Raw genomic sequence first — 20630 nt, 5'->3', positions numbered from 1 at the left:
CGTCAGGAGACGAAGAAGAGTCCGGCGTCCGTGCCGGCCGGGGAGTACTCGGCGAGCCGGGCCCGCAGGTTGTCCTCGCGCTGGGGCTGGAACAGGTCGTGGAAGGCGCCGGGTTCCGAACGGTCCCCGGCGCCGCGGGTGATCTCGGTGGCGCAGCCCCTGGCGAGCTGCCCGTAAGCGGGTGTGCCGTAGCGCACGGAGGTGAATCGGGGCCGTACGCGCCGGGCTTCGGCCTCGCGTTCGGCCGCGGCCTCGGCGGCGCCCAGCTCGCCGCGTTCGACGCGCTCGTCGACGGCGGCGCGCACCAGGTCGGGCTGGCACTGGTAGCGGCGCGGGGTGCGCGAGGCGGGCGGAACGTAGCTGAAGCGCATGCAGCCGACCGAGCGGCGGGCCACGTGCAGCGGGCCGGTGAACAGGCAGTCCTCGGCGATCTCGACGGTGTCGGTGTGGACCTCGCCGATGACGGTGGTGCGCTGGGCGTGCAGGACGGCGTGTGCGTGGCGGCAGTCGGGTGCGGACAGCGCCTCCAGATCGTCCGCGGTTGCGTCGAGGATGCTGTCGGCGATGTGGATCGGCAGGGGCTCGGTGCCCACCTCGTCGCCGATCACCCGGATCGTGCCGAGGATGCTGCGCTCGATCTGCACGCAGGCGGTGGTGCAGTCCAGGACGAGGCTGGGCTCCTGGGGCGACCGGGGTGCGCAGTGGTGCTCCAGGGACCAGCCCGGTACGAGGGTGCAGTGCCGGATCATCAGGCTGCCGAGCGGGCCGGTGACGCTGAGGCCGCGGCCGGTGACGAGCAGCCCGTCGAGCACGAGCCGCCCGCCCGGGCCTTCCCCCGGGTTGCCGCGGACGTTGAGCGCGTCGGGGCGGTTGCTGTACCAGTCGAGCAGGCGGATCACCGGCCTGGTGCCCTCCGCGGCCCGCAACTCCAGCCGCTCGCCGGGGTCGAGTGCGAAGTCGAGCTGCTCCTGGTAGGCGCCGCTGTGCGTGATCTCGATGATCGCCGAGGCCCCGGCCGCACCGGAGGACCTGTCGGTCCGCCACTGCTCGTAGGCGTCGTTGATGCGCTCGTGGGTGCGCCCGGGGCCGACGCGGTAGACGGCGGCCTCGCGCGGGGTGACGCGGTCGCGCGGGTACTGGCCGCCGCCCATGTCGTCGCCGAAGGCGTAGTGGTGCGTGACCCACACGCCGCGCCGCGGTGCCGAGCGGGTACCGAAGGCGATCCGGCCCAGTTCGGGGTCGACGCAGACCTGTCCGCGGCGGGGCCGGTAGGTCCAGTCGGTGAGGTCGGCGACGACGATGTCGGCGAGGGGGACCGGCTGGAACTCGCCGTCCCGCCAGATCGCGAAGGACTTCCCGGGCCCGTAGTAGTCGGCGAGGCGGTCGGCCAGCAGCCGGCGGCTGATGTACGCGGGCACGTTGTCGACGGCCGCGATGTGCGTGGCCGACGGCTCGGGCTCCGGCTTGGTCACCAGCGGGCTGTCATTGCCCAGAATGGAGAAGGTGTAGAGGTTGCGGGCCCGGTCGAGGCAGTAGGCGGGACCGCGCGAGATGGCGTACGGCCCCAGCCGCCACACGAACAGGCCGACACCGGCCGGTGTGTAGCCGCCCTGCCTGCGCGGTGAGGCTGCCCGCCGGACGTCCGCGGTGTGCGCCTGCCCGTCGAAGGGGCTGCCGAGCAGGTCGAGGCCGTCGCCGTCGCGCAGGTCGGCCAGGTGTCCGCGGCGCAGCCTGTGCCGGTCGGCCACCCCCTCGTCGGCCCGGAACAGCCGCACCGGCTGCGTCGCGGCGAGCAGGCGGGAGAACTCGACTGCCCGCGCGGGCCACCCCGCGACGCTCGCGCTCAGCTCCTCCAGCAGCGCCAGGGTGCCTTTGCGGCGGCGGTTGGCCACCGTGTCGGCGACGTCGCGGCGCGGGGCGAGCCACTCGGCCAGACCGCGGTCGGTGCCGGGCGTGTCCTCGTAGCCGGGCAGGAGGCGGTAGCCGACGAGGTCGCCGAGGTAGGGCAGTGCCCAGTCGGCGGCGGTCTCGACGAACCAGTCATCGTAGTTCTGCTCGATGGCGCTGCGTACCAGGTCGGCCTGTTCGGCGATGACGGCCAGCAGTGCCCGCAACGGCTCGCCGGCCTCGGCGTCCCGCATCCGGTGCCACTGCGGGAGCCGGGCGTACAGCCCGTCGGGGTCGCGGCTGCCGTACCGGCCGTCGGGGTCCCGGCCGCTCGTCGGGCTCATCGGGTCGCCTCCTTCAGGATCAGCGTGTCCGGCAGTTCGGGGGCGAGCACCGCGAGTTGGGCGGGGCGGATGCCGCGGAAGACGACGACAGCGCGGCCGGGCTCGATCGGCCGGGTGCCGGTGATGCCCGGGTTGAGGCGCAGCAGGTCGGCGACGGTGATGCCGAAGCGGGCGGCGATCGCGGTCAGGCTCTCGGCTTCGCCTCGGACGCGGTACCGCTGCTCGTCGTAGCGGGCGAGCCGTGCCCGCACCACGCTCTGCGGGGTGGTGAGTTGCTCGGCGAGGTGCTCCAGGCCGTCGGGGGTGAGGCTGCCCGGCACGCCGGTGAAGGCGGTCACGTCGATCCGGTCGACGCCGGGGACGGCCTGCGCGGTGGCGAGCACCTCCGACAGGTGGGCGGGCCGGCCGAGTTCACGCCCCGGGTAGCCGAGCCGGGCCAGCAGTGCGGCGCGCACCTGCGGCTCGACCAGGTCCCACGAGTGGTCGGCGGCGACCTTGACCTCGGCCGCCAGGACCAGCAGTACCCGTTCGCGGACGGCGACCTCGACGGGCAGGTGCAGGTCCCCGTACTCGGCGAGGGAGGAGCGCAGCGCGACCAGCAGGTCGGCGTCCTCGGCGATCGGGATGTCGTCGACTCCTGCGACGGTGACGTGCACGACCTGCCGGACCCCGTCGTACAGGCGGGTCGCGCTCGCCCGGCCGATTCCGGCGCGGGAGCGGCTGAAGTCCTCGTAGTCCGGTACGGACACGAGCCGGTCGAGAGCCGAGACCGCCAGGGGGATGTTGCGGCGGGCCAGGCCCGGGCCGTCGGGGTCGGCGCCGCCCGTGGCGGGCAGCGGGTTGGTCACCGCCGAGACGCCGAGCGGCCTGGTGGTGGGCTGGGTGATCCGGCCGGCGGCGACGTTGGCGGCTTTGCCGATGCCCACCCGGTAGCGTGCGCGGACGTTCTCCTGCCCGGTGGGCAGCCGTGCGCCGTGCACGCCGTCGCCGAAGGTCACGGTGATCCGTCCGTCGTCGGCGGTGCCGGTGACGTAGACACGCTCCTTGGGCCCGCGGCCGGCGAGGCTGTCGACCTCGTGCCACAGGACGCCGTCGACGCGGATCTGCAGGGTGCTTCGCGCGCCCTCCGGGGTGTCGGCGGCGAGCCAGGTCAGCGGGGACTGCCAGAGCGCGAAGGTCTGGCCGGGCCTGCTCGCGTCGCCGCTGCCGATCGGCTCGTCCCGGGTGGCGCCGTGGGTGGCGTGGGCCACGTTGCCGTGGATCCTCACCGTCTGCCGCTTGTAGCGGTACGCGAGGGCGGCGGTCAGATGCAGGGTGGTGTGGACGGTGTCGCCGGGCAGTGCCGGGTCCACGTCCTGCTCGACGCCCGCCACCATGGCGAGTTCGGTGCCGGTGACGCCGGGCGTCGCGGGGATGTCGGTGCGTTCGCCGGTGACGATGATCCAGCGGCCGGGGGCCAGGCCGTCGTAGAGGCCGGCCAGTTCGATCGTGTCCCCGGCGACGTCGTCGGTGACCGGTTCCGGGGCGAGTCGCAGGCCCTCACCGCGGGCGTAGACGGTGGTGTCGCGGATCTGCGAGAGCAGCGTGTCCTGTTCGTCCAGCCAGGGGTCCTCAAGGGTGAGTTCGGTGACCTTGCCGGTGACGCCGAAGTCCGCGCGGGACAGGACGCGCGCGCCGCTGACGCGGGTGACGACCCGGGACAGCTTCGGGTCACCGGGGACCTGGCCCGGCACGCCCTTGCGCGGCCTGTCCACCACGACCCAACTGCCCGCGGCGATGCCGTCGTAGACCGCGTCGAGAGCGATGACGTTACGGGAGGTCGGGGCGAGCTGGGAGGTGAAGGTCAGCTCGACCGAGGGCGGGTCCGAGGCGGCGGCGCGCCGCACGAGCACCTTCCACTCCCCTTGCGTCGCGGTCTCCTCGTCTCCGGGTGCGAGGCGCCGGTCGAAGTCCGCGCCCGCGCCCGCCCCCGTGATCGTGACGTGGACCCGGCCGTCGTCACCGGTCCGGGAGACGAAGACGGTCCGCTCGGGCAGGTCGGGCAGGAGCTCGGCCGTGACGCCCGGCTCCCTGGCGTCGGCCTGGCGGCGCTGCGGCTGGGCCGGTTCAGTGGTGGTCAGTTCGATGCGGCCGGGGCCGAACTCGTGGGGGCCGTCGTCGCGGGGCAGTGAGAACGAGGTGCTGACCGAGCCGCCCCCCTCGGTGTAGCCGAATTCGGCCTGCCGCGGTACGACCCCGGGGTCGTCGTACCCCACGCGCATGCTGACGAGCTTGGTGCCGGTCAGCGGCCACTCGTCGTTGCGGATGACGTGGTTGGCGGCGTCGTAGACGGGTTTGAGCGGTGCGGTCGCGCCGAACGGGGTGGCGGTGACCCGCATCGCCTGGACCTCGCGCAGTGCGAGCGGCACGGTCAGGTCGACGGCGCGCCAGGCGGCGTAGAGGCCGTCGGCGAGGCGCGGGTCGAGCGCGGGGAGCAACTGGGCGGCGGAATCGGAGCCGGGGGCGTAGATGTGCTCGGGGTCGCGGGCGAGGTGACGGGCGTTCGCGGGTGGGCGCGCCGCGGTCTTGCGCAGCGCGGCGAGCAGGGGGCCGAGGCCGCTGACGGCCGGGTCGGCGACCGTGGCGGGCCCGTCCTCGCCGGAACCGGGCGGCGCCACCGCGGCCTTGTGGTCGTCCTCCGGCGGCTGCGGGGGCTCGAGTTGCAGGGCGGTGGTCCGCAGCGTGACCAGTTCGGTGTCCAGCGCCTCGAACCAGTCGGCGACGTCCGGGTAGTCGCGGGCGAACTCCTCGGCCTCCCGCAGCCGTTCGATCGTGCGGTCCAGCACGTCGGCGAACTTCGCGACCGTGGTGATCAGTTGCAGGCCGCCCTCGCGGAGCGGGGCGAGCACGTCGGTGTCGAACGCGGTGACGATCCGGCTTCCGCTCGGCCAGGGGTACGGACCGGGGTTGGGCCGGCCCTCGCTGCCGGGGGTGATCCAGTCGCCCAGTTCGGTGACGAGCCCTTCGAGGGTGGGGAGCGCGGGCCGCGGCAGACCGATGGCGGTGGTACCGCTGTCCCGGTCGACGCTGACGTCCGGCACCGGCAGCAGCACCCGCCGGCTGCGGTCGGCCGTCTTCTCGGCGCTGAAGACGAACAGCAGCTGATCGCCGGGCTTGATGTTGTTGGCCGTCCCCGCGGCGAAGATCCGTGCCCGCCGCCGCAGATGATCGGCCGTCAGCTGGTAGGGGCGCCGCAGCAGTACGGGGAGTTCGTTCCACGACCAGCGGGCGGGCAGGTCCTCGTCGGTCTCGAAGGACTGCGGCTCCTCGCCGGGTCCCGGAACGCTCTGGGAGCGGGCGCCGCGCGGGATGGTGACGGCGGCCTCCTGGCCGGTGCGCGGGTCGCGGTCGAGGGTGTACGCCACGAAGCTGTCGGCGGCCACCCCGGGGCGCGGCCGGTGCCCGACCAGCCGGCCGAGCAGGGCGAGCGAGGCGTCTTCCGTGGCGGTGCGCAGGTAGCCTTCGTCGGCGGTGCGCTCGGAGTAGAAGGTGAGCAGGTCGCCCAGGACCGCCCAGGCGTCGATCAGCGCGATCGCCGGGTCGTCGAGGGTGCGCACCGTCAGGTCGCGCAGGGCCGGGTAGGCGGGGCCCGACAGCCGGTCGAGCATGGTGGCCAGGAATGTGCCGTACTCGCCGATCCGGTACCGCAGTTCGCTGCGGCCGGGCGGGTTGAACAGCGACGCGGGCGTGGGCGCGCCGGCGCCGCCGCAGCCGCAACGGCAGTCGGTGCCGGTCATCGGCCACCTCCGATCACGAGCGAGAGCCGGCCGTTCTCGGGCCGGTCGGGGTCGTTGTCGCACGCCGCGACCTCCAGCGGGCCGACGCGGAGCAGCCCGGCGGCGAGTTCGCCGTCGTCGGGCCGGAACAGCCGGCGCAGCCGGGTCACCTGGGCGCTGAGCACTCCGGGTACGGCGGCGGCGACCGCGACGAGGCCGCTGACCCGCACCGGTTCGCCGAAGACGAGCGCGTCCGGGTGGAAGAACCCGAGCCGCCCGCCGGGCACACGGCCGTTGCCCAGCACCCGGCGCAGTTCGGCCAGGACGTGGCCGCGCTGGTGGCCGGGCGCCAGGAGCACGGTCACCTGGACGTCCAGTGGGACCAGCGTCGCCGGGCGCACCACGAGGTCGTGCCCGATGCGCCGGTACGGGGTCAGCGAGTGCGCCACGGCGTCGAGCAAGGTCCGGGAAGGGGCGTCGGTGCCCACGGGGTCCACGGCGACGTGGACCTCCTGGACGCTGCCGGTCCAGCGGATGTCGGCGGCGGCGCGCTGCACACCGGGCACCCGGCCGGCCAGTTCGGCGTAGTCCTCGCCGGTGACGGCCCGCAGCCGGGTCCGCTTCAGGGCCGGCGGCGCGAGTTGCCGTACGTCGTCGAGCGCCTCGGGCTCGGTGCCGCCCGTCGCGGGCAGCGGGTTGCGGACCCGGGTGACGGCGAGGGGGCCGCCCTTGCGCGACTTGCGGGCGGGCGCGTCGCGGCAGACCACGAGGTGGCTGATGGCGTCGGCGCCGACGTTGCCCGCGATGCCGTTTCCGACGCGGTAGGCCACCTCCAGCCGGGCGCCGGGCGGTGGCGGGGCGCCGTGCCTGCCGTCGCCGAACCGCAGGGCCAGCCGTCCGTCGTTCTCCACCTCGCCCACCAGGTGGCGGTCGCGCGGCCCGCTGCGCAGCAGGTCGCGCCGGGGCGTCCACACGCCGTCGCCCGCGCCGGCCCGTACGGCGGGCAGCGCGGCGCGGGGGTTCTGCCCGTTCACCGCGCGGGCCGGCCCGGCCAGTACCGGGTCGGCCGGGTCGAGTCCGGCGGTGTACCGCTCGCCCCAGCTCTGCGCGGCCTCCCATACGACGTAGGCGTGCAGCACGGTGCCGGCGCGGGCGCGGGCGGTGAGCACCTCCAGTCGCCGCAGCTTGCCGTCCAGGAGCCGCTCGAAGCGGGCGATCAGCTCGCGCAGTGCGTGCGCCGGCCGTTCGGGGAAGCCGTACCGCCGCAGCGTGGACGCCCCGAACAGCACGGTCAGCTCGGCCGTCTCCGCCTCGGTCGGTTCCGCGCCGTTCTCGGCCGCGTGCCACAGGTCCTGCAGCCGTGTCCGTACCCGCTGCGGGATCGCGGCCAGCAGGTGGGCCTGGGCGGCGGCGACCTGGGCCGGCTCGGGGTAGGGCGCCGCCTGGGTCACCTGGGCGAAGCGCAGTACGGGGCGGGGGCGCGGGGCGATCGCCGGGTAGGTGACCTGGGCGATGAGCGTCACCAGCGCGGTCGCCTGCGCGTCGGCGGTGGCCGGTTCGACGCTCTCGGCTCCGCCGGGGCCGAGCCGAAGGGTGATCCCGGCGCGGGTGACGGCGGCCTCGCCCACTACCGCGGCGGCCTCACGGACCTGGTCGGGGCCGAGCCGGCGGCCGGCGCGGGTCCGGTCGAGCAGGGCGTGCAGGGTGGCGGTCGCGTCGTCGGTATCGGTGCGCTCGTCCGCGCAGCCGAAGGCGGGCGGCTCACAGGAGGCGGGGGTCACCGCGCCCCGCGGTACGTCGAAGGACTCGGGCGCGGCGCCGCAGAAGGTGAGGGAGCGGCCGTGGTCGACGAGGACGACGTTGCCGCGCGCGACGCCGACGTCGTGCATCGGTGCGCAGTCGGCGCCGCCGCGCGCCGAGACGCACAGCGGGAAGGCGAGGGCGTCCTCGGTGGCCCAGGAGACCTCCAGCACGTGCTGGTCGTAGAGCGTGTCGGTGAGCGGGGTGACCTCGGTGAGCCGGACCACCTGACGGTGGGCCGGATCGGCGCCCGCGGCCGTGCCGGTGCGCGGGTCGAGCACCTCTTCCAGCAGCAGCAGGTCACCCGGCCGCAGCTTCAGCCGGCGGGGCCGGCCGGGTCCCTCGCCGTCCCGCAGGGAGGCCGAGGTGGCCCCCGCGGGCAGGACGCACTCCTCGTCGCCCCAGGTCCACAGCCTGATGGCGTTGTGCTCGGGCCGCACGGTGAAGTCGCCGCCGGGCAGCGGTTCGAAGACCTCCAGGCGGACCCGCCCGGACAGGGCGTCCAGGTCCTCGTCGGCGATCACGGTGCCGAGGTCGGGCCGCTCCCGCACGTCGAGCCCGCTCAGGTCGAGGGCCGCGAACCGGAACTCGCCCCGGCCGAGCGTGAGCTGCTGCTCGGCCTCCAGCGCGACGAACGTGCGGGCGTTGCACCCGTCGTGCATCGCGTAGTCGATCAGCCGGACGTGCCGGCGCACCGAGACCCGGCGCCGCGCGGTGTCCAGATACGCCTCGGTCGCCACCGCGTCCTGCTGGTAGGAGAGCTGGTCGGCGGTGTGGGCGAGCAGTTCGACGAGGGTCAGCCCGAGGTCGGGAGCGTGCCGTTCGACCCAGGCGGGCGCGGTCAGGCTGAGCCGCTCCAGCACCAGGCGTCGCAGGCTGTCGTAGTCGCGCGCGGTGTAGTCGATGACCGGCCGCCGCGGGTACTGCGGCGGACTCTCCTCGTCGTCCCGGCAGTCGTACGGGGTCGGGCCGCCCGCCTGGAAGGAGAAGCCGGCGCAGTGATAGCGCGGATCGAACCCGCGGTACGGCCGCGTGCCCGGCCGCCCGTACGCGTCGGACTCGACGACGCACAGCCGGTACGGGGAGGTGTCCCCGCAGCGGTCGAGCCGCACGTGCATCCGGTCGTCGAGTTCGGGGTCCTGCGCGCGCTCGACGGTGACCTCGACCGCGCGCAGGCCGGTGATCCGGCGGCCGCCGGTGATGAGGATGTTGCCCGGGTGCACGTGGTGAGGCGCCTTGCCCAGGAACGTGACCGTGAGGGTGAGCCCGTCGTCGCTCACCTCGACCCCGTCCACGCCGTTCAGCCGGGCGGCCCGGACGTCCCTGCGCCGCCGCTCGTCGCGGCAGTCCGTACTCATGCGCCTGCGCCCCCCTCGAACACGTCGGTGCGTCGCGTCCCCGTGCGCAGCACCGTGTACGCCAGCTCCACCCGCACCACGCTCTCCTCGCCCGTCACGTCGAGCGACTCGACCTCGATGACGTCGCCCAGCCAGCGTTGCAGCGCGGCCTGGACGGACAACTGCAGCGCCGAGGCGACCTCCGGGCCCGCGGGCGCGAACACCAGGTCCAAAAGCCCGCACCCGAAGTCCGGCCGCATGACACGCTCCCCCGGCCCGGTGAAGAGCAACTGCTCGATCATGTCCCGGACGTGGTCGTCGTATCCGGCCTCCGCGGTGCGTCCGCGCCGGTCGACGCGGAACGGGAACGCGATGTCGCTGCGGCGCGGACCGGCCGGCTGCGCGGGCAGGTCCACGACGCGCGCAGGGGCGGTCGTACGCCTGGTGCGGGGGGTCACCGTCCCACCACCCGCTGCTGGACGACCACGGTGTTCGGCGGCCCCTGGGCGGCGCCCCCCGCGTTCAGGCACAAAGCGGTGGAGGACTGCAGCAGGGCGGGCGAGCCGTTCACGGCGATCCGGCCCGACGGGCTGGTGCAGCGGACCGTGGTGCACGGGCTGTCGGTGAGCGTGCACCCGGCCACGGTCCATACGTCGGCCTCGGTGGTGACCGGACCGCCGGCCGCCACGACCCGCCCCTGCGTGGGCAGCGCGGTGGCCTTCCCGCCGTGCGGGCAGGTGACGGTGGCCGCCGTGTTCAACAGGTTTCCGGACAAGACAAAGAACCTTTCCCCCGTCAGGTCACGCTCAGCGCGCCCTGGTTGATGGTCACGGTCGAGCCGACGAGCGAGATCGACGCGCCCTGGCCGTTGCTGATGTGCACCCCGGAGTCGTCGATCACGATCGACGCTCCCGAGGGGTGCTTGAGCGTGAGCCCCGGACCGCCGGGCTCGTCGGAGAGCACGAGCGCGCGCTGCCCCGGCGTCTGCAGCACCACGTTCGGCGAGAGCGGATTGGTCCCCGCGTCCGGCGGCACCTCGTGCGCCGCCCCGTACCAGCAGCCCGACCAGATGGGGTAGCTGGGGTCCCCCTGCTCGAACTCCACCCACACCCCGGCGTCCTTCGGCGGCAGGTGGTACTGCCCCATGCCCGGCCCGGCCAGGGGAAAGCACGGCATCGCCCACGACGAGGGGGCGTCCCCGAGTACGTCGGGCACCTGAACCTGGATGCGCCCGATGCCCATGGGGTCGATGTTGTTCACCACGGTCCCCCGGTACTTGCCGAGGTACCGGCTGGATTCTGCGGCCATGCGGTCGTCTCCTGCGGTCACGGGACAACGGTGGGCTCCAGGGCGATCAGCCCTTCCCGGGCGAGCGTGAAGTTCTGGGTGAAGGAGCCGCGCCCGATGTCGTGGGTCACGGACTTGACGAAGTAGCGCCCGTCGTAGGTGATCCCGGCGCCGCGCACGCCGACGAGTTCGCGCGGGCGCAGCAGGTACCCGTACCGCACCACGTCGAGCCGGCCGGAGCCGGTGACCGCGTCGGCGGACTCCTCGACCTTCGCGAGCGCCTCGGCGAGCGCCTGGGCGGCGTCCTTCTTGGCGGTGTCGGCAACGACCTTCTTCTTCAGCGCGGGCGCGGGGCGCTGTGCGAGCTGCGGGCGCAGGATGCTCAGTTCGGGCACCGGCAGGATCGCCGAGACCCGGGTGGTCGGGAACTGGACGCGGACCTCGGGCTGCTCACGCGCGGTGCCGTCGAAGGCGAACGTGAGCTGGTCGACGTTGGACAGGCCGTCCATGTTGACGCTGAGGGCGTGCTGCGGCTCGCCGAGGCGGACCTCGGGTCCCCAGAAGGCCCTGCTGAACCCGGGCACAGGGCCCGGGTCGAGGTAGAAGACGTAGCCGTTGGCCTTCGCCAGGTCGTTGACGTAGGCGAGGTCGGTGCCCTTCTGGAAGTCGATGCGCCGGGTCGGCATCGGGGTCTGCGGGATCAGTTCGGGGATCACGAGCGGGGTGATGCCGTACTGCGCGTACTGCGCGATGATCGCCTGCACCCGCGCGGCGGGCGGCATCGCGGGGAAGGGCACGCCGGCCCGCTCCTCGAGGTCCATCAGTACGGTCAGGTCCTCGCCGGTGACGGTGAGGGTGGACTGGCCGGGCTGGTTGCTGATGCCGACCTCCTGGCGGATGATCACGCCGTCCATGAGGACGGTCGGCGTGCCCTCGACGGTGACGGTGAGGATCACCCGGGTCCTGGGGTCGAAGTAACCGCCGGGCAGCAGCACGGTGTTGATCAGCCCGTGCTTGGCCAGGTCGAAGGCGAGCTGGAAGCCGCTGCGCTGGCCGGAGGCCACGGTCACCTGCGCGGACAGCAGCGCGTCCGACACCTCCCGCGGCACCGGCACGGCGATCTGCGGGCCCATCATCAGTGTCAGACGCACCGGCCCGGTGGTGATCGGCCGGTCAGCCATTGCCGGGCACCCCCGAGGGCAGCGTGATGCGCAGGGTTCGGCCGGGCGTGTCCGTCAGCTCGCGCGGGTCGAGGACGGGATTGGCGTCGGCGATCTGCCACCACTGCTCGGCGTTGCCGAGGTAGCGGGCGGCGAGCAGATCGGGCCGTTCGCCCGCGGTGACGGTGTGCGTACCGATCTCGGCGAGGCTGTCGGGCCGCGGCAGCAGCCTGCGCCGCAGGTACGTCACCTGCTCCCCGTCTGCCTGGGTGTACACGGCGGTCGCGATGCCGTAGTAGCGGCTGGACCGTGGGTACGCGGTGCCGGACCGGGTGAGCGCCGGCGCGTCCAGCGGGTTGTCCATCGAGGCCGCCATGTCAGATCCCTCCCGTGCCGGTGCTGATGCCGGTCAGCCCGAGGGCGCTGAGCCGCCCGGTGGCGGCGGCGCCGGCGAGGCGTTCCTTCTGCGCGAGGTGCGCAAGGTACAGGTCGTAGCCGCGGTGTCCGACCGGCAGGTCGCTGGTGGTCAGGACCCGCATCCCGATGGCCACGGCGGCCCTGAGCGGATTGAGGTTGACGTCGAATGCCTCCTCCGTGACGGACAGTTCGGTCAGCCGCACCGGCAGCACCCGCTTGTTCCCCCAGGTGAACAGGGTCAGCGGGCTCTCGATCGGGGTGACCTCCAGCGTCCCGAGCGCCGCGAGCGCCTCCAGTTCCCGCAGCCGCGCGCCGGCCGGGTTCACCAGCATCTCCAGCGCGGCCAGTTGCGGGTGGATCCCGTCGGGCGCGGCGACGTCGAACTGATCGGTCGCGTCGACCTCGGCGGTGAACTTCCACGTCTCGACGGCGGGCCCCTTGAGGCGAAGGGCCTCCGTCCGGTCCCCCGAGGAGTTGTCCGCCCCGGCGGCCTGGGGCGCGATGCTGCGCTCCAGGCTGTCGGGGTTGAACTGCATGACGATCACCTGGCTCGGGGTGCCGCGCCGCGGATCGACGACGACGATGCCGGAACGGGTAGGCTTGGGAATGTCCGGGTAGCGGGTCATCCGTTCACTCCCCTCACCCAGAACGCACGGGATCGAACACGGCGGTCGACGAAAGCGAACACGGCTGATGCACCTCGGGGATTCATCGGTTCCCGGCCTTCTTCTTGTTCCTGCGTATCTGGGAGAGGACGAGCAGGCCGGCCTCTGTGCGACCGTCGACCGACTTCCGTGGCGAAAGGATCTGAAGCGACGCGTCCAGCACTACGGCTACCGTTACGACTACAAACGCAGGACGGTCGACGCCGCCATGCGGCTCGGTCCGCTGCCCGACTGGTCACGCGCGCTGGCCGATCAACTGCGAGGGGACGGATACGCCCCCCGCGAACTGGACCAGCTCATCGTGAACGAGTATCTGCCGGGCCAGGGCATCTCGCCGCACGTCGATTGCGTCCCTTGTTTCACCGACACCGTGCTCTCCCTCAGTCTGGGTTCCACCTGCGTCCTCACGATGACGCGCCTCAGCGACGGGCACGAGGCCGACATCCTTCTCGAACCAGGGGCTCTCCTCGTTCTGTCCGGCGCGGCACGGTACGAGTGGAAGCACGGGATCGCGCCCCGCAAGACCGATCGCGTCGACGGCATCTCCCTGCCACGCGGCCGGCGCCTGTCCTTGACGTTCCGCTCGGTGATCGAGAGTCCATCCGCGCAGTGAGATCACTCGGGTACGGGTGCTCTGAACCATCCCCTCGCCGCCACGAGTTCTCCCAGCCAGGAGGAGAAGTCATCGGCGTAACGCACGAACGGCTGACTCCGGTCGCCCAGGGTTGACCGACAGCAGTAGACACCGGGCTCCTGCCTTTCCTTGACGTTGTATGCGAAATCGTATTCAAACGAGTCCAGCAGGGCTCCGTCGCGGATGTCGTGGTACATACACTGCGCGAAGACGAGGTATCCCTCTTCGTCCACCACGTCCCCCTCGATCTCCAGAATGTGCGACGACACCTCACCGAAACCGAAGATGTCGACGTACTGTCCGCGCTTCTCGTCCGCGATCACAGCCCCCGAGTATCGCTTCAGAAAATCGACGTATCCGGCATCCTGTCGCAAGCGCGGGTACAGCGAAAGAAAATCCTCGATCTCCTTCCGCTGCTCCTCGTCGGGTTCCTCCTGGGACCACGGCCCCCTCCCGACCTCGGCTCCAGGTAGCGCACCGAGTGCGATCACGAGTTCATCAATGTCCATTCGCGCACCTCATGCCGGCTCGAAGACGAAAGTGACCGCGGCCCCGGACACGTCGGCTTTCTGCGCCATGGCCGATGTCGTTTCATGCGTGTAGCCAGGATAGTCGCTCACCGAGAACACTTCCCGGGCACGCAGCTTGAGCCCCGCCGCCGCGGCAAGGGCCACCGGATTCCACATTGCGACATATCGCTTCTCTTTGAGAGTCACGGATACGGTACCGCCGGGCGCGAGGACTTTCTTGGCGCTGGCGAAGTACGCGGACAGCAGCGCGGCACCGGCCACACCGGCCCGTGCCCGGCCGGCTCCGGCCGGGTACGGGAACATCCAGACAATACTGTCGTAGGTCACGACGGGCTCGCGTTCATGCAACCGTGTGGCGTCGACACCGTACTGCACCGAGACGCCTTGCTTTTCCAGACGATCTGCCCGGAGAGCGGTATCGGCATCTCTCTTCTGCGCGTCGGCCTTGGTCTCATAAATCGTGGCCGTCAGGTTCCGGGGTTCCACCCGCCGCAGACCGACGTTCGCTTCGGCGAAGGTGAGATTACCCTCACCGACGAGAAGGGTTCGGCCGGACATGGGTACCCTCGGTCCACCGCCCGCCCGCTCCCCGGCACTTGCGGCGTGACCGCCTTCCAGCCGGACGCCACCGGGCAGCGCCCGAAGGGCGGACGAGGCCAGGTCACCGGAAGGTTGAAGCTGCTCTCCCCGTGTCTTCCGCTTCTTCCTGGGTGGTGATTGCGCGGGCTCGGACGACTCCTCGGGAACGGGCCGCGCTCTCCTCGGCTCGTCCTCCTGATCCTGCTCGACGAAATCATTGGTAGGTCCTCCGGGATTGAGGGTCGCCCACACACGCCCCGCCTGCTCACCTTTGAGGGAGAGCGAGGACAGGCGGTACCACAGCCGCATCGCGGAGAGCGTCGCTGCGAGTACCGGGCGGATGAGGCCTCTGTGCAGGAGGGTGTGAAGGCGCGGCCGGATCCGGGAGACGATTTTCTCGAAACGGTCCCGCTTCGCCTCCGGTGAGCTCTCGCGCTTCCTGCGCTCGTCACGGCGCTGCTTGCGCTGCTCCTTGCGCTTGGTCCACCAGTCCTTCAGCCGGTCGCGCCGGCGCCGGTACGCGTCGCGGACCTTCTTCGCACTGTTCTCGATGGCGCGGCCCAGCCTGCTGTTCCTGAGCTTGCGGCCCAGCGCGCGGGCGGCGTTGCGCACCTTTGTCAGGGCGCCCTTGACCGCGTGCTTGGCGCCGTTCAGGGCGCGGCCGGCGCGCGAGGTGGGGCGGGTCGGGCGGGTGGGCTTCTTCGGCGGCTCCGGCTCCTTCGGCTTCGCCGGCTCCGGTTCGTGTTTCGGCTCCCGCTCGGGCGGTTCCTGGGCCGTGGGGTGCTTGGTCTCGGGGTTTCCGTCCTCCGGGCGCCGCGCCGGCCGGTGCTCCCCCTCGGGGTGCCGTACCGGGCGGTGCGGCTCGGCCGCGGGGGCGTGCGGGTGGCCGGCCGGTGCGGGCTCGCGGCGCGCGAGGCCCAGTCGCTGACGCAGCGACGCCGCCGCGTCGCGCAGGCTGGTACGGGCGCGGTTGACGGCGTTGCCCACTGCCTTGCGGGCGCCCCTGCCCGCCTTGGCCAGGGCCTTCATGATGCGCTGGGCGAGCGCCTTGAGCCTGGTGCCCACCGCCTTGCCCGCCGACTTCAGCTTCGACAGAAGGTAGTTGGAGACGAACTCCAGCAGGGCGACGACGCCGGCCGCCACCGCCTCGGCGAACAGGCAGGCGGCGGGGCCCACCCGCACGGCCTTCAGGAAGGCGAAGAACTTGCCGAAGGCCGCGATGATCTTGCTGACCGTGTTCCAGGCGGCCATCAGGCCCTGGATGATCGTCAGGATGGCGCCGGCCGCGGGCACGATCATCGAGATGACCTTCTCGATGATGATCTGCGCGAGCATCATCGGCAGCGCCGCGATCACCGCCTGCCAAGCCATACGACCGATCTGCTTGAGCGAGATGCAGCCCTTGACGAGGATGTTGAGGAGGGTGGAGGTCAGACCGACGACGGATTCGACCTTCTGGTCGAACCACGCCTTCACCGCGGTCTTGACCGCACCCCACAGGTGGTGCTGGATGCCGTCCACCGCGGCGCCGCCCATTTTCCTCAGCCAGCCGCCCGGATCGGGCGCGATGTCGGCGATCAGGGCGGCGAACTGGCCGAATACGGCGATGGCCTTCTCGACGAAGCTGATCGCCGCCTCGACCGCCGCCCGTACCTGGTTGACGATGGCCTTGAGTGTGGACTCGGCCAGCTTCAGCAGGGCGTTCAGCACGGTGCCGAGTGCGTCGAGGAGTTTGTTGACGGCCGCCTTGAGCGTGGCGGCGAGGGCGTTGACCCCGGCGATGGCCCTGTCGCGCAGGTCCTCGATCGCCTTGCGGAACTTGTCCCGCAGAGCGGGGAACGCGGCAAGCAGCACGTCGCAGATCCCGATCAGGGTGTCGGCGACGGCCTTGATCAGGCCGACGGCGAGTTTGCGGCACGCGTCGATCGCCGCGTCGACGAACTGCTCGAACTTGCTGATGATGTCGTTGACGAGCTTGCGGAAGAAGTCGAAGACCTTGGTGATCGCGTCGAGGAGGGCGTTGAAGGCCTCCTTGATCTTCGACTTGACCCAGCCCCACAGGCCGCCGGAGTGCTGGTGCTTGTGCTTCTCCTTCTCCTCCTGCGCCTTGTCGTGCGCCTCCTGGCGCTTGTCCTGGATCTGCTTGTTGTCGCTGCTCTGCCGATCCTTGACCTGCTTGTCGGTGTCGTCGCGCTTCGCCAGGATCTGCCGGTTCTTGTCCGAGTGCTCCTTGCCGGCCCGGTCGTCGGAGTCCTTGATCTGCTTGTCCTGCTCGGTACGCCACTGGTCGCGGGCCTGCTTGGCCTGGTCGGCGGCTTCGCCCCGCTTGTCCGTCTGCTGCCGCGCGTTGTCGGCGGTCGCCTTGTCGATGTCGGCCTGGTTCTTGCGGCGTTCCTGGGCCTGGTCCTGCTTGTTCCTGGCCTGGGCGGTACCCATCCGGCCCTGGCCCTGAGCGACCGCCTGCCTGATCTGCGGCCCGCGCTCCTGCTGGACGACGGTGGCGACGCCGGGCTTCATCGCCCCGGCGTCCTTGGCCTGGGCACCGCCGGAACCGCCCGCGCCGCCGGGGACGTTGCCCTTGAGGGTCTCCTTGGGCACGTCGGGGTAGATCCGGTCCTCGCCCATCGGCTTGGCCGCGTCCTGCCGGCCGGTCTGCTGGATCTTCGACGTCTTGTCGTCGTACTTGTCGGCCTGCCGGTCCGTCAGTCCGGGGTCGGCGTCGCCGGTCAGCTCGACCTGGGGGGCCGGCCCCACGGTGACGTTCAGCGCCGGATCGTCCGTGGGCACGTCGGCGACCGCGCCCTGCATGTTCTGTACGTCCTGCGGGCCGACCTGGTCCGAGCCGGTGTCGGGGACGTTCGGCGGCTGCACCCGCGCAGCCGGGTTGGCGCCCTGGACCTGCTTGTCCGCGGCCTTCTGGGGCCCGCCCCGGTCGCCCTGCGGGGTGACCCGTTCCAGCCGGCCCGCGACGGCCTCGGCGGGCGGGGCCTCCTGCGGTGTGCCGGACTGGGTCCGTGGCGCGCCCGAGGGCCGCTGCGCGGTCGGCGGGGCGGCCTTGAGTTCGGCCTGCTGCTTGCCGATCGAGTGGTCCACGGCGCCGTCCACGCCGTACAAGGTGGTCACCGTCCGGTCCGGCGGCAGGCTGCCGGCCGTCGCCATGGCGGCCTGCGGGTCCTGGTTCGACACGTCGGGCGGGGCGGGCTTCTGCTCCTGCTTGGCCGCGCCGCCACCACCGCCACCGCAACCGCCGCCGCTGCCTTCCGGCTTGTCGGCCTCGGTGCTCGGCTGCTGGGGGCCGGCGCAGGCACCGCCACCCGGTTCGAGTGAGGCGCCGGGGGCAGGCTGCGCTCCGGGGGCCCCGAGAGCGCCGGGCGCGTCGGTCTGCTCAGCCGCCGGACCGGTCGCGGTACGGGCGGTTGCCGCGGGGGCCGCGCCAGGTCCCGCGGGCACCGCGGCGCCGGCCCCGGGCGCGGGCGCCTGTCGCGTGCGCGAGGTGCCGGGCCCGGTGACACGTCCGGCTCCCGCGGGCTCGTCCCGGTGCGGGGCGGCGGACGCCGTGGCCCCCGCTGGGGCGGCGCGCTCGGACTCCTGGCGTTCGTTGTGTTCGGCCGCGCTCTCCTGCGCGGACCCCGTGGTGTCCGCCTGCGCCGGGCCGCCGGGACCCTCGGACTCCGTTACGGGGTCGGGGACCGCGGCCTCGGGTGTGCCGCCGGCCGCCGACCCGGTGGAGTCCGGGGCCGGCCCGACCTCCTGCTCGACGGGCTGCTCCGTCTGCAGGTCACGGACCGTGCGCCCCTCGGCCTCGCCCTCGGCGACGGGGCCCGGCTCGGGCGTGGAGCGTGCGGGCCGGCTCGGCCGCCCGACCGGTTCCGGTTCGGCGGGCTCGTCGTCGGCGCGCGCGGCGTCGCGCTGCGCCTGGACCTGCTCGGCCTTGGTGGTGGGTGGTGCCGGAAAGCTCGGCGCGGCGGGGGTTTCCCCTGACGAGCCGTCGGTCGGCAGCCGGAGCCGGTCCGCGGTCGGCACCGATGACACGTCGAGGTCGGTGGAGGGCAGGAAGTCCTCGGCTGTGAGCTCCGTCCCGCCCGGCCCCGCCGCCTCGGCGGCCAGTTCGCCGCCCGGCGCCTCGATCTCGCTGCCGGCGCCCGCTTCCAGCCCTTCCGGCTGCTCCTCCTCGCGCGGTTCGCCGTGCTCCTCGTCGCGGTCGAGCAGGCCGTGCCGGGCGAGCGAACCGTCGGCCGCCTCGGCGATCTCGTCCACGAGCTCCGGGCGAACCGGTCCGGGCCGCGGCGTCGGCAGGTGGTCGGGATTCGTGGCCTTCGAACCCGCGACGGGCTGCTTCGCGTCGGTCCTGCGCTGCTCCTCGGGCGAGCCGGGCGCTTTGGCGGCTGCGGGCTTGCGTTCGGGCTCCTTGGTCTCCGACTGTCCGCCGGGGCCCTGCTGCGCGTCGGAGCCCTGCTGCCGCGAACCGGCCTGGTCCTGTGCCTGGTCCTGTGCCCGGCCCTGGAGCCGGTCCTGCGCAGCCCGGTCCGGCTGCTGGGTCCCGGCCCGGTCGTCGGGTCCCTGGTCGGCTGCCTGGTCGGTGGCCGGGGCGCCCTGACCGTCCCGCTCGGCCGCCGCGTCCGCCGAGGCGCCCGTTGCCGTACTCGCACCCGCACCCGCACCCGCACCCGCACCCGAGGAGTCCGCCTCCCCGGCCCGCGCCGCACCGGACGAGCCGCCCGAACGGCCCTTGTTTTCGGCCCGTTCCCTGCGCCGCGCCGCACGGTCGCCGGCCGCCGCACCGGACTCGTGGCCGCGGCCGGACTCGTACTCGTGCTCGTGCTCCTGCTCGTGCTCGTGCTCGTGCTCGTGCTCACGGTCGCCGTCCCGGTCCGCGGCCCCGCTCCCGGACCGCTCCTTGTCCGAGCCGTCCGTGCGCCGCGTCCCGCGTTGGCGCGCCTCCTTCGTGTCCTCCTTCCGCTGCCGCCGCGACTCGCGCTCGTCGTACGCGTCCTGCCGTCCGCGGTCACGGTCGCTCTCGGTGCGATCGGCCGTGTCGGTGACCGGTTCCGGTGTCCGCGCGGGGTCGGCGCCCAGCGGACCGCCCTGTTCTTCCGCGGCCCGGACCAGGTCCAGCAACCGTTCGTAGTCCGCGGAGGGAAGTCGCCGCTCCATGCGGTCGAGCACAGCCGACTGCAACTCCGGTGTGAAACGGGCGAGTTGCAGTCGGACCCGCCCCGAGACGTCGGTCGGGTCGCCGCGCAGCGAACGCAGGATGCCGGCCGTGAGGCGGTCGACCAGCGTCGCCGGGTCGAGGCGTTCGGTGCGCAACCGGTCGGCGTCGACCCTGGCGTAGCGCAGCCAGCCGGGGGTGGCCGCGGGCGTGGTCTCGGCGGCTCGGTCGATCCCGCGGGCGCCCGTCTCCGCCTGCCGTTCGATCGCGTCCTGCGGAAGGCTCACACCGCCGAGGTCACGTCCGGCCCGCAGCGCGCCGAGGGGGTGCGGGGCTTGAACGGTGTGCAGGAGTTCGTGGGCGAGCAGCCGACGGCCGTCCTGGGTACCGGGGCGGAAGGCGCCCTCGCGGAAGAAGATGTCCTGTCCGACGGTGACGGCGTCGGCGCCGACCAGTTCGGTCAGGGCGGCGGAGTCGGCGTCGGTGTGGACGCGCACGCGGCTGAAGTCGTGGCCGAGCCGCGCCTCCAGCTCCCGCCGCACGCCCGGGTCGAGCGGATGGCCGGCGCCGCTGATGATCTGCTTGGGCTCGGGCATCCGGGCCGGGCGCCGCGTGCCTCGTGCCTTCTGCTTGCCGTCACGCCGGACGGGCTGACGGGCGGGGGCGTGCGCCGTGCTCATGTGCGCCGCCTGACCCGGCCGGACCGGGCGCGTCCGGCCAGACCCGCGTGGACCGCCCGCGCCAGCGCTTCGCCGAGCCGGTCCGGTGAGGTGGTGGCCGGCAGCGCCGGGAGCCCGGACAGCACGTTCACCGCGCGGTCCCCGTCGGCTGCGAGCGGCACGCCCCGCTCGGTGACGAGTCGGGCCAGCTCGCGCCGGAACGTCTCCGAGACACGGTCGGAGTCGACCGGTCCGAAGCCTTCGAGCACCAGCTCGCCGATCTCGACCCGGACGGAGGCAGGTCCTGCGGGCGGCACAACCGCCGACTGCGTCCCGCTCGCCGGCGTCGCGCCCGGCGCCTTACGGTCCGCCGGTCGCACGTCCAGCGGTCGCACGTCCACCGGTTGCGAATCCGCCCGACTCC

13 protein-coding genes are annotated in these 20630 nt (G+C 72.9%); 1 reads left to right on the top strand and 12 read right to left on the bottom strand.

Going from position 1 to position 20630, the window contains the following annotated elements:
* Positions 1–2 precede the first annotated feature (2 nt).
* From K7G61_RS16285 to K7G61_RS16245, 9 genes are read right to left on the bottom strand one after another with little or no spacing between them, the layout of a single operon-like run.
* Positions 3–2231 carry a hypothetical protein gene (locus K7G61_RS16285; RefSeq protein ID WP_225847562.1) on the bottom strand — a complete coding sequence of 743 codons (2229 nt, stop codon included), beginning with the start codon at positions 2229–2231 and terminating at the stop codon, positions 3–5.
* Complete coding sequence (locus K7G61_RS16280) at positions 2228–6007, bottom strand: putative baseplate assembly protein (protein WP_225847561.1); 3780 nt, start codon at positions 6005–6007, stop codon at positions 2228–2230. The genes K7G61_RS16285 and K7G61_RS16280 overlap by 4 nt, the downstream gene beginning before the upstream one ends.
* Complete coding sequence (locus K7G61_RS16275; protein ID WP_225847560.1) at positions 6004–9144, bottom strand: putative baseplate assembly protein; 3141 nt, start codon at positions 9142–9144, stop codon at positions 6004–6006. Before K7G61_RS16275 ends, K7G61_RS16280 begins: the two co-directional genes overlap by 4 nt.
* Positions 9141–9533, bottom strand: coding sequence for a GPW/gp25 family protein (locus K7G61_RS16270; RefSeq protein ID WP_225847604.1), 393 nt, complete (start codon positions 9531–9533; stop codon positions 9141–9143). Before K7G61_RS16270 ends, K7G61_RS16275 begins: the two co-directional genes overlap by 4 nt.
* Positions 9534–9577: 44 nt before the next feature.
* Entirely contained in the window at positions 9578–9898 is a 321-nt protein-coding gene (locus K7G61_RS16265; protein WP_225847559.1) for a hypothetical protein, read from the bottom strand.
* Between the two features lie 20 nt (positions 9899–9918).
* Positions 9919–10431 carry a phage baseplate assembly protein V gene (locus tag K7G61_RS16260; RefSeq protein WP_225847558.1) on the bottom strand — a complete coding sequence of 171 codons (513 nt, stop codon included), beginning with the start codon at positions 10429–10431 and terminating at the stop codon, positions 9919–9921.
* 17 nt (positions 10432–10448) lie between these two features.
* A complete protein-coding gene (locus K7G61_RS16255) occupies positions 10449–11591 on the bottom strand; it encodes a hypothetical protein (RefSeq protein ID WP_225847557.1) in 1143 nt (380 codons plus the stop codon).
* Positions 11584–11946, bottom strand: coding sequence for a hypothetical protein (locus K7G61_RS16250; RefSeq protein WP_225847556.1), 363 nt, complete (start codon positions 11944–11946; stop codon positions 11584–11586). The genes K7G61_RS16255 and K7G61_RS16250 overlap by 8 nt, the downstream gene beginning before the upstream one ends.
* Before the next feature lies 1 nt (position 11947).
* On the bottom strand, positions 11948–12613 hold the full coding sequence (locus K7G61_RS16245) for a hypothetical protein (RefSeq protein WP_225847555.1): 666 nt from the start codon (positions 12611–12613) through the stop codon (positions 11948–11950).
* A gap of 67 nt (positions 12614–12680) precedes the next feature.
* Between K7G61_RS16245 and K7G61_RS16240 the strand changes: the two genes are divergently transcribed.
* On the top strand, positions 12681–13265 hold the full coding sequence (locus K7G61_RS16240) for an alpha-ketoglutarate-dependent dioxygenase AlkB (protein WP_225847554.1): 585 nt from the start codon (positions 12681–12683) through the stop codon (positions 13263–13265).
* Positions 13266–13267: 2 nt separating this feature from the next.
* Here K7G61_RS16240 and K7G61_RS16235 read toward each other — a convergent pair whose 3' ends face one another.
* The 3 genes from K7G61_RS16235 to K7G61_RS16225 are packed head-to-tail and all read right to left on the bottom strand — an operon-like array spanning position 13268 to position 20607.
* A complete protein-coding gene (locus K7G61_RS16235; RefSeq protein ID WP_225847553.1) occupies positions 13268–13795 on the bottom strand; it encodes a hypothetical protein in 528 nt (175 codons plus the stop codon).
* Positions 13796–13804: 9 nt separating this feature from the next.
* Positions 13805–20227, bottom strand: a complete 6423-nt coding sequence (locus K7G61_RS16230; protein ID WP_225847552.1) for a Rossmann-like fold-containing protein — start codon at positions 20225–20227, stop codon at positions 13805–13807.
* Entirely contained in the window at positions 20224–20607 is a 384-nt protein-coding gene (locus tag K7G61_RS16225) for a hypothetical protein (RefSeq protein ID WP_225847551.1), read from the bottom strand. Before K7G61_RS16225 ends, K7G61_RS16230 begins: the two co-directional genes overlap by 4 nt.
* Positions 20608–20630 lie beyond the last annotated feature (23 nt).

This window comes from Streptomyces sp. HPF1205 (assembly GCF_020400825.1).
GTDB lineage: Bacteria > Actinomycetota > Actinomycetes > Streptomycetales > Streptomycetaceae > Actinacidiphila.
The sequence above is the reverse complement of the archived record's forward strand: the minus strand, read 5'-3'. Positions and strand labels throughout refer to the sequence as shown.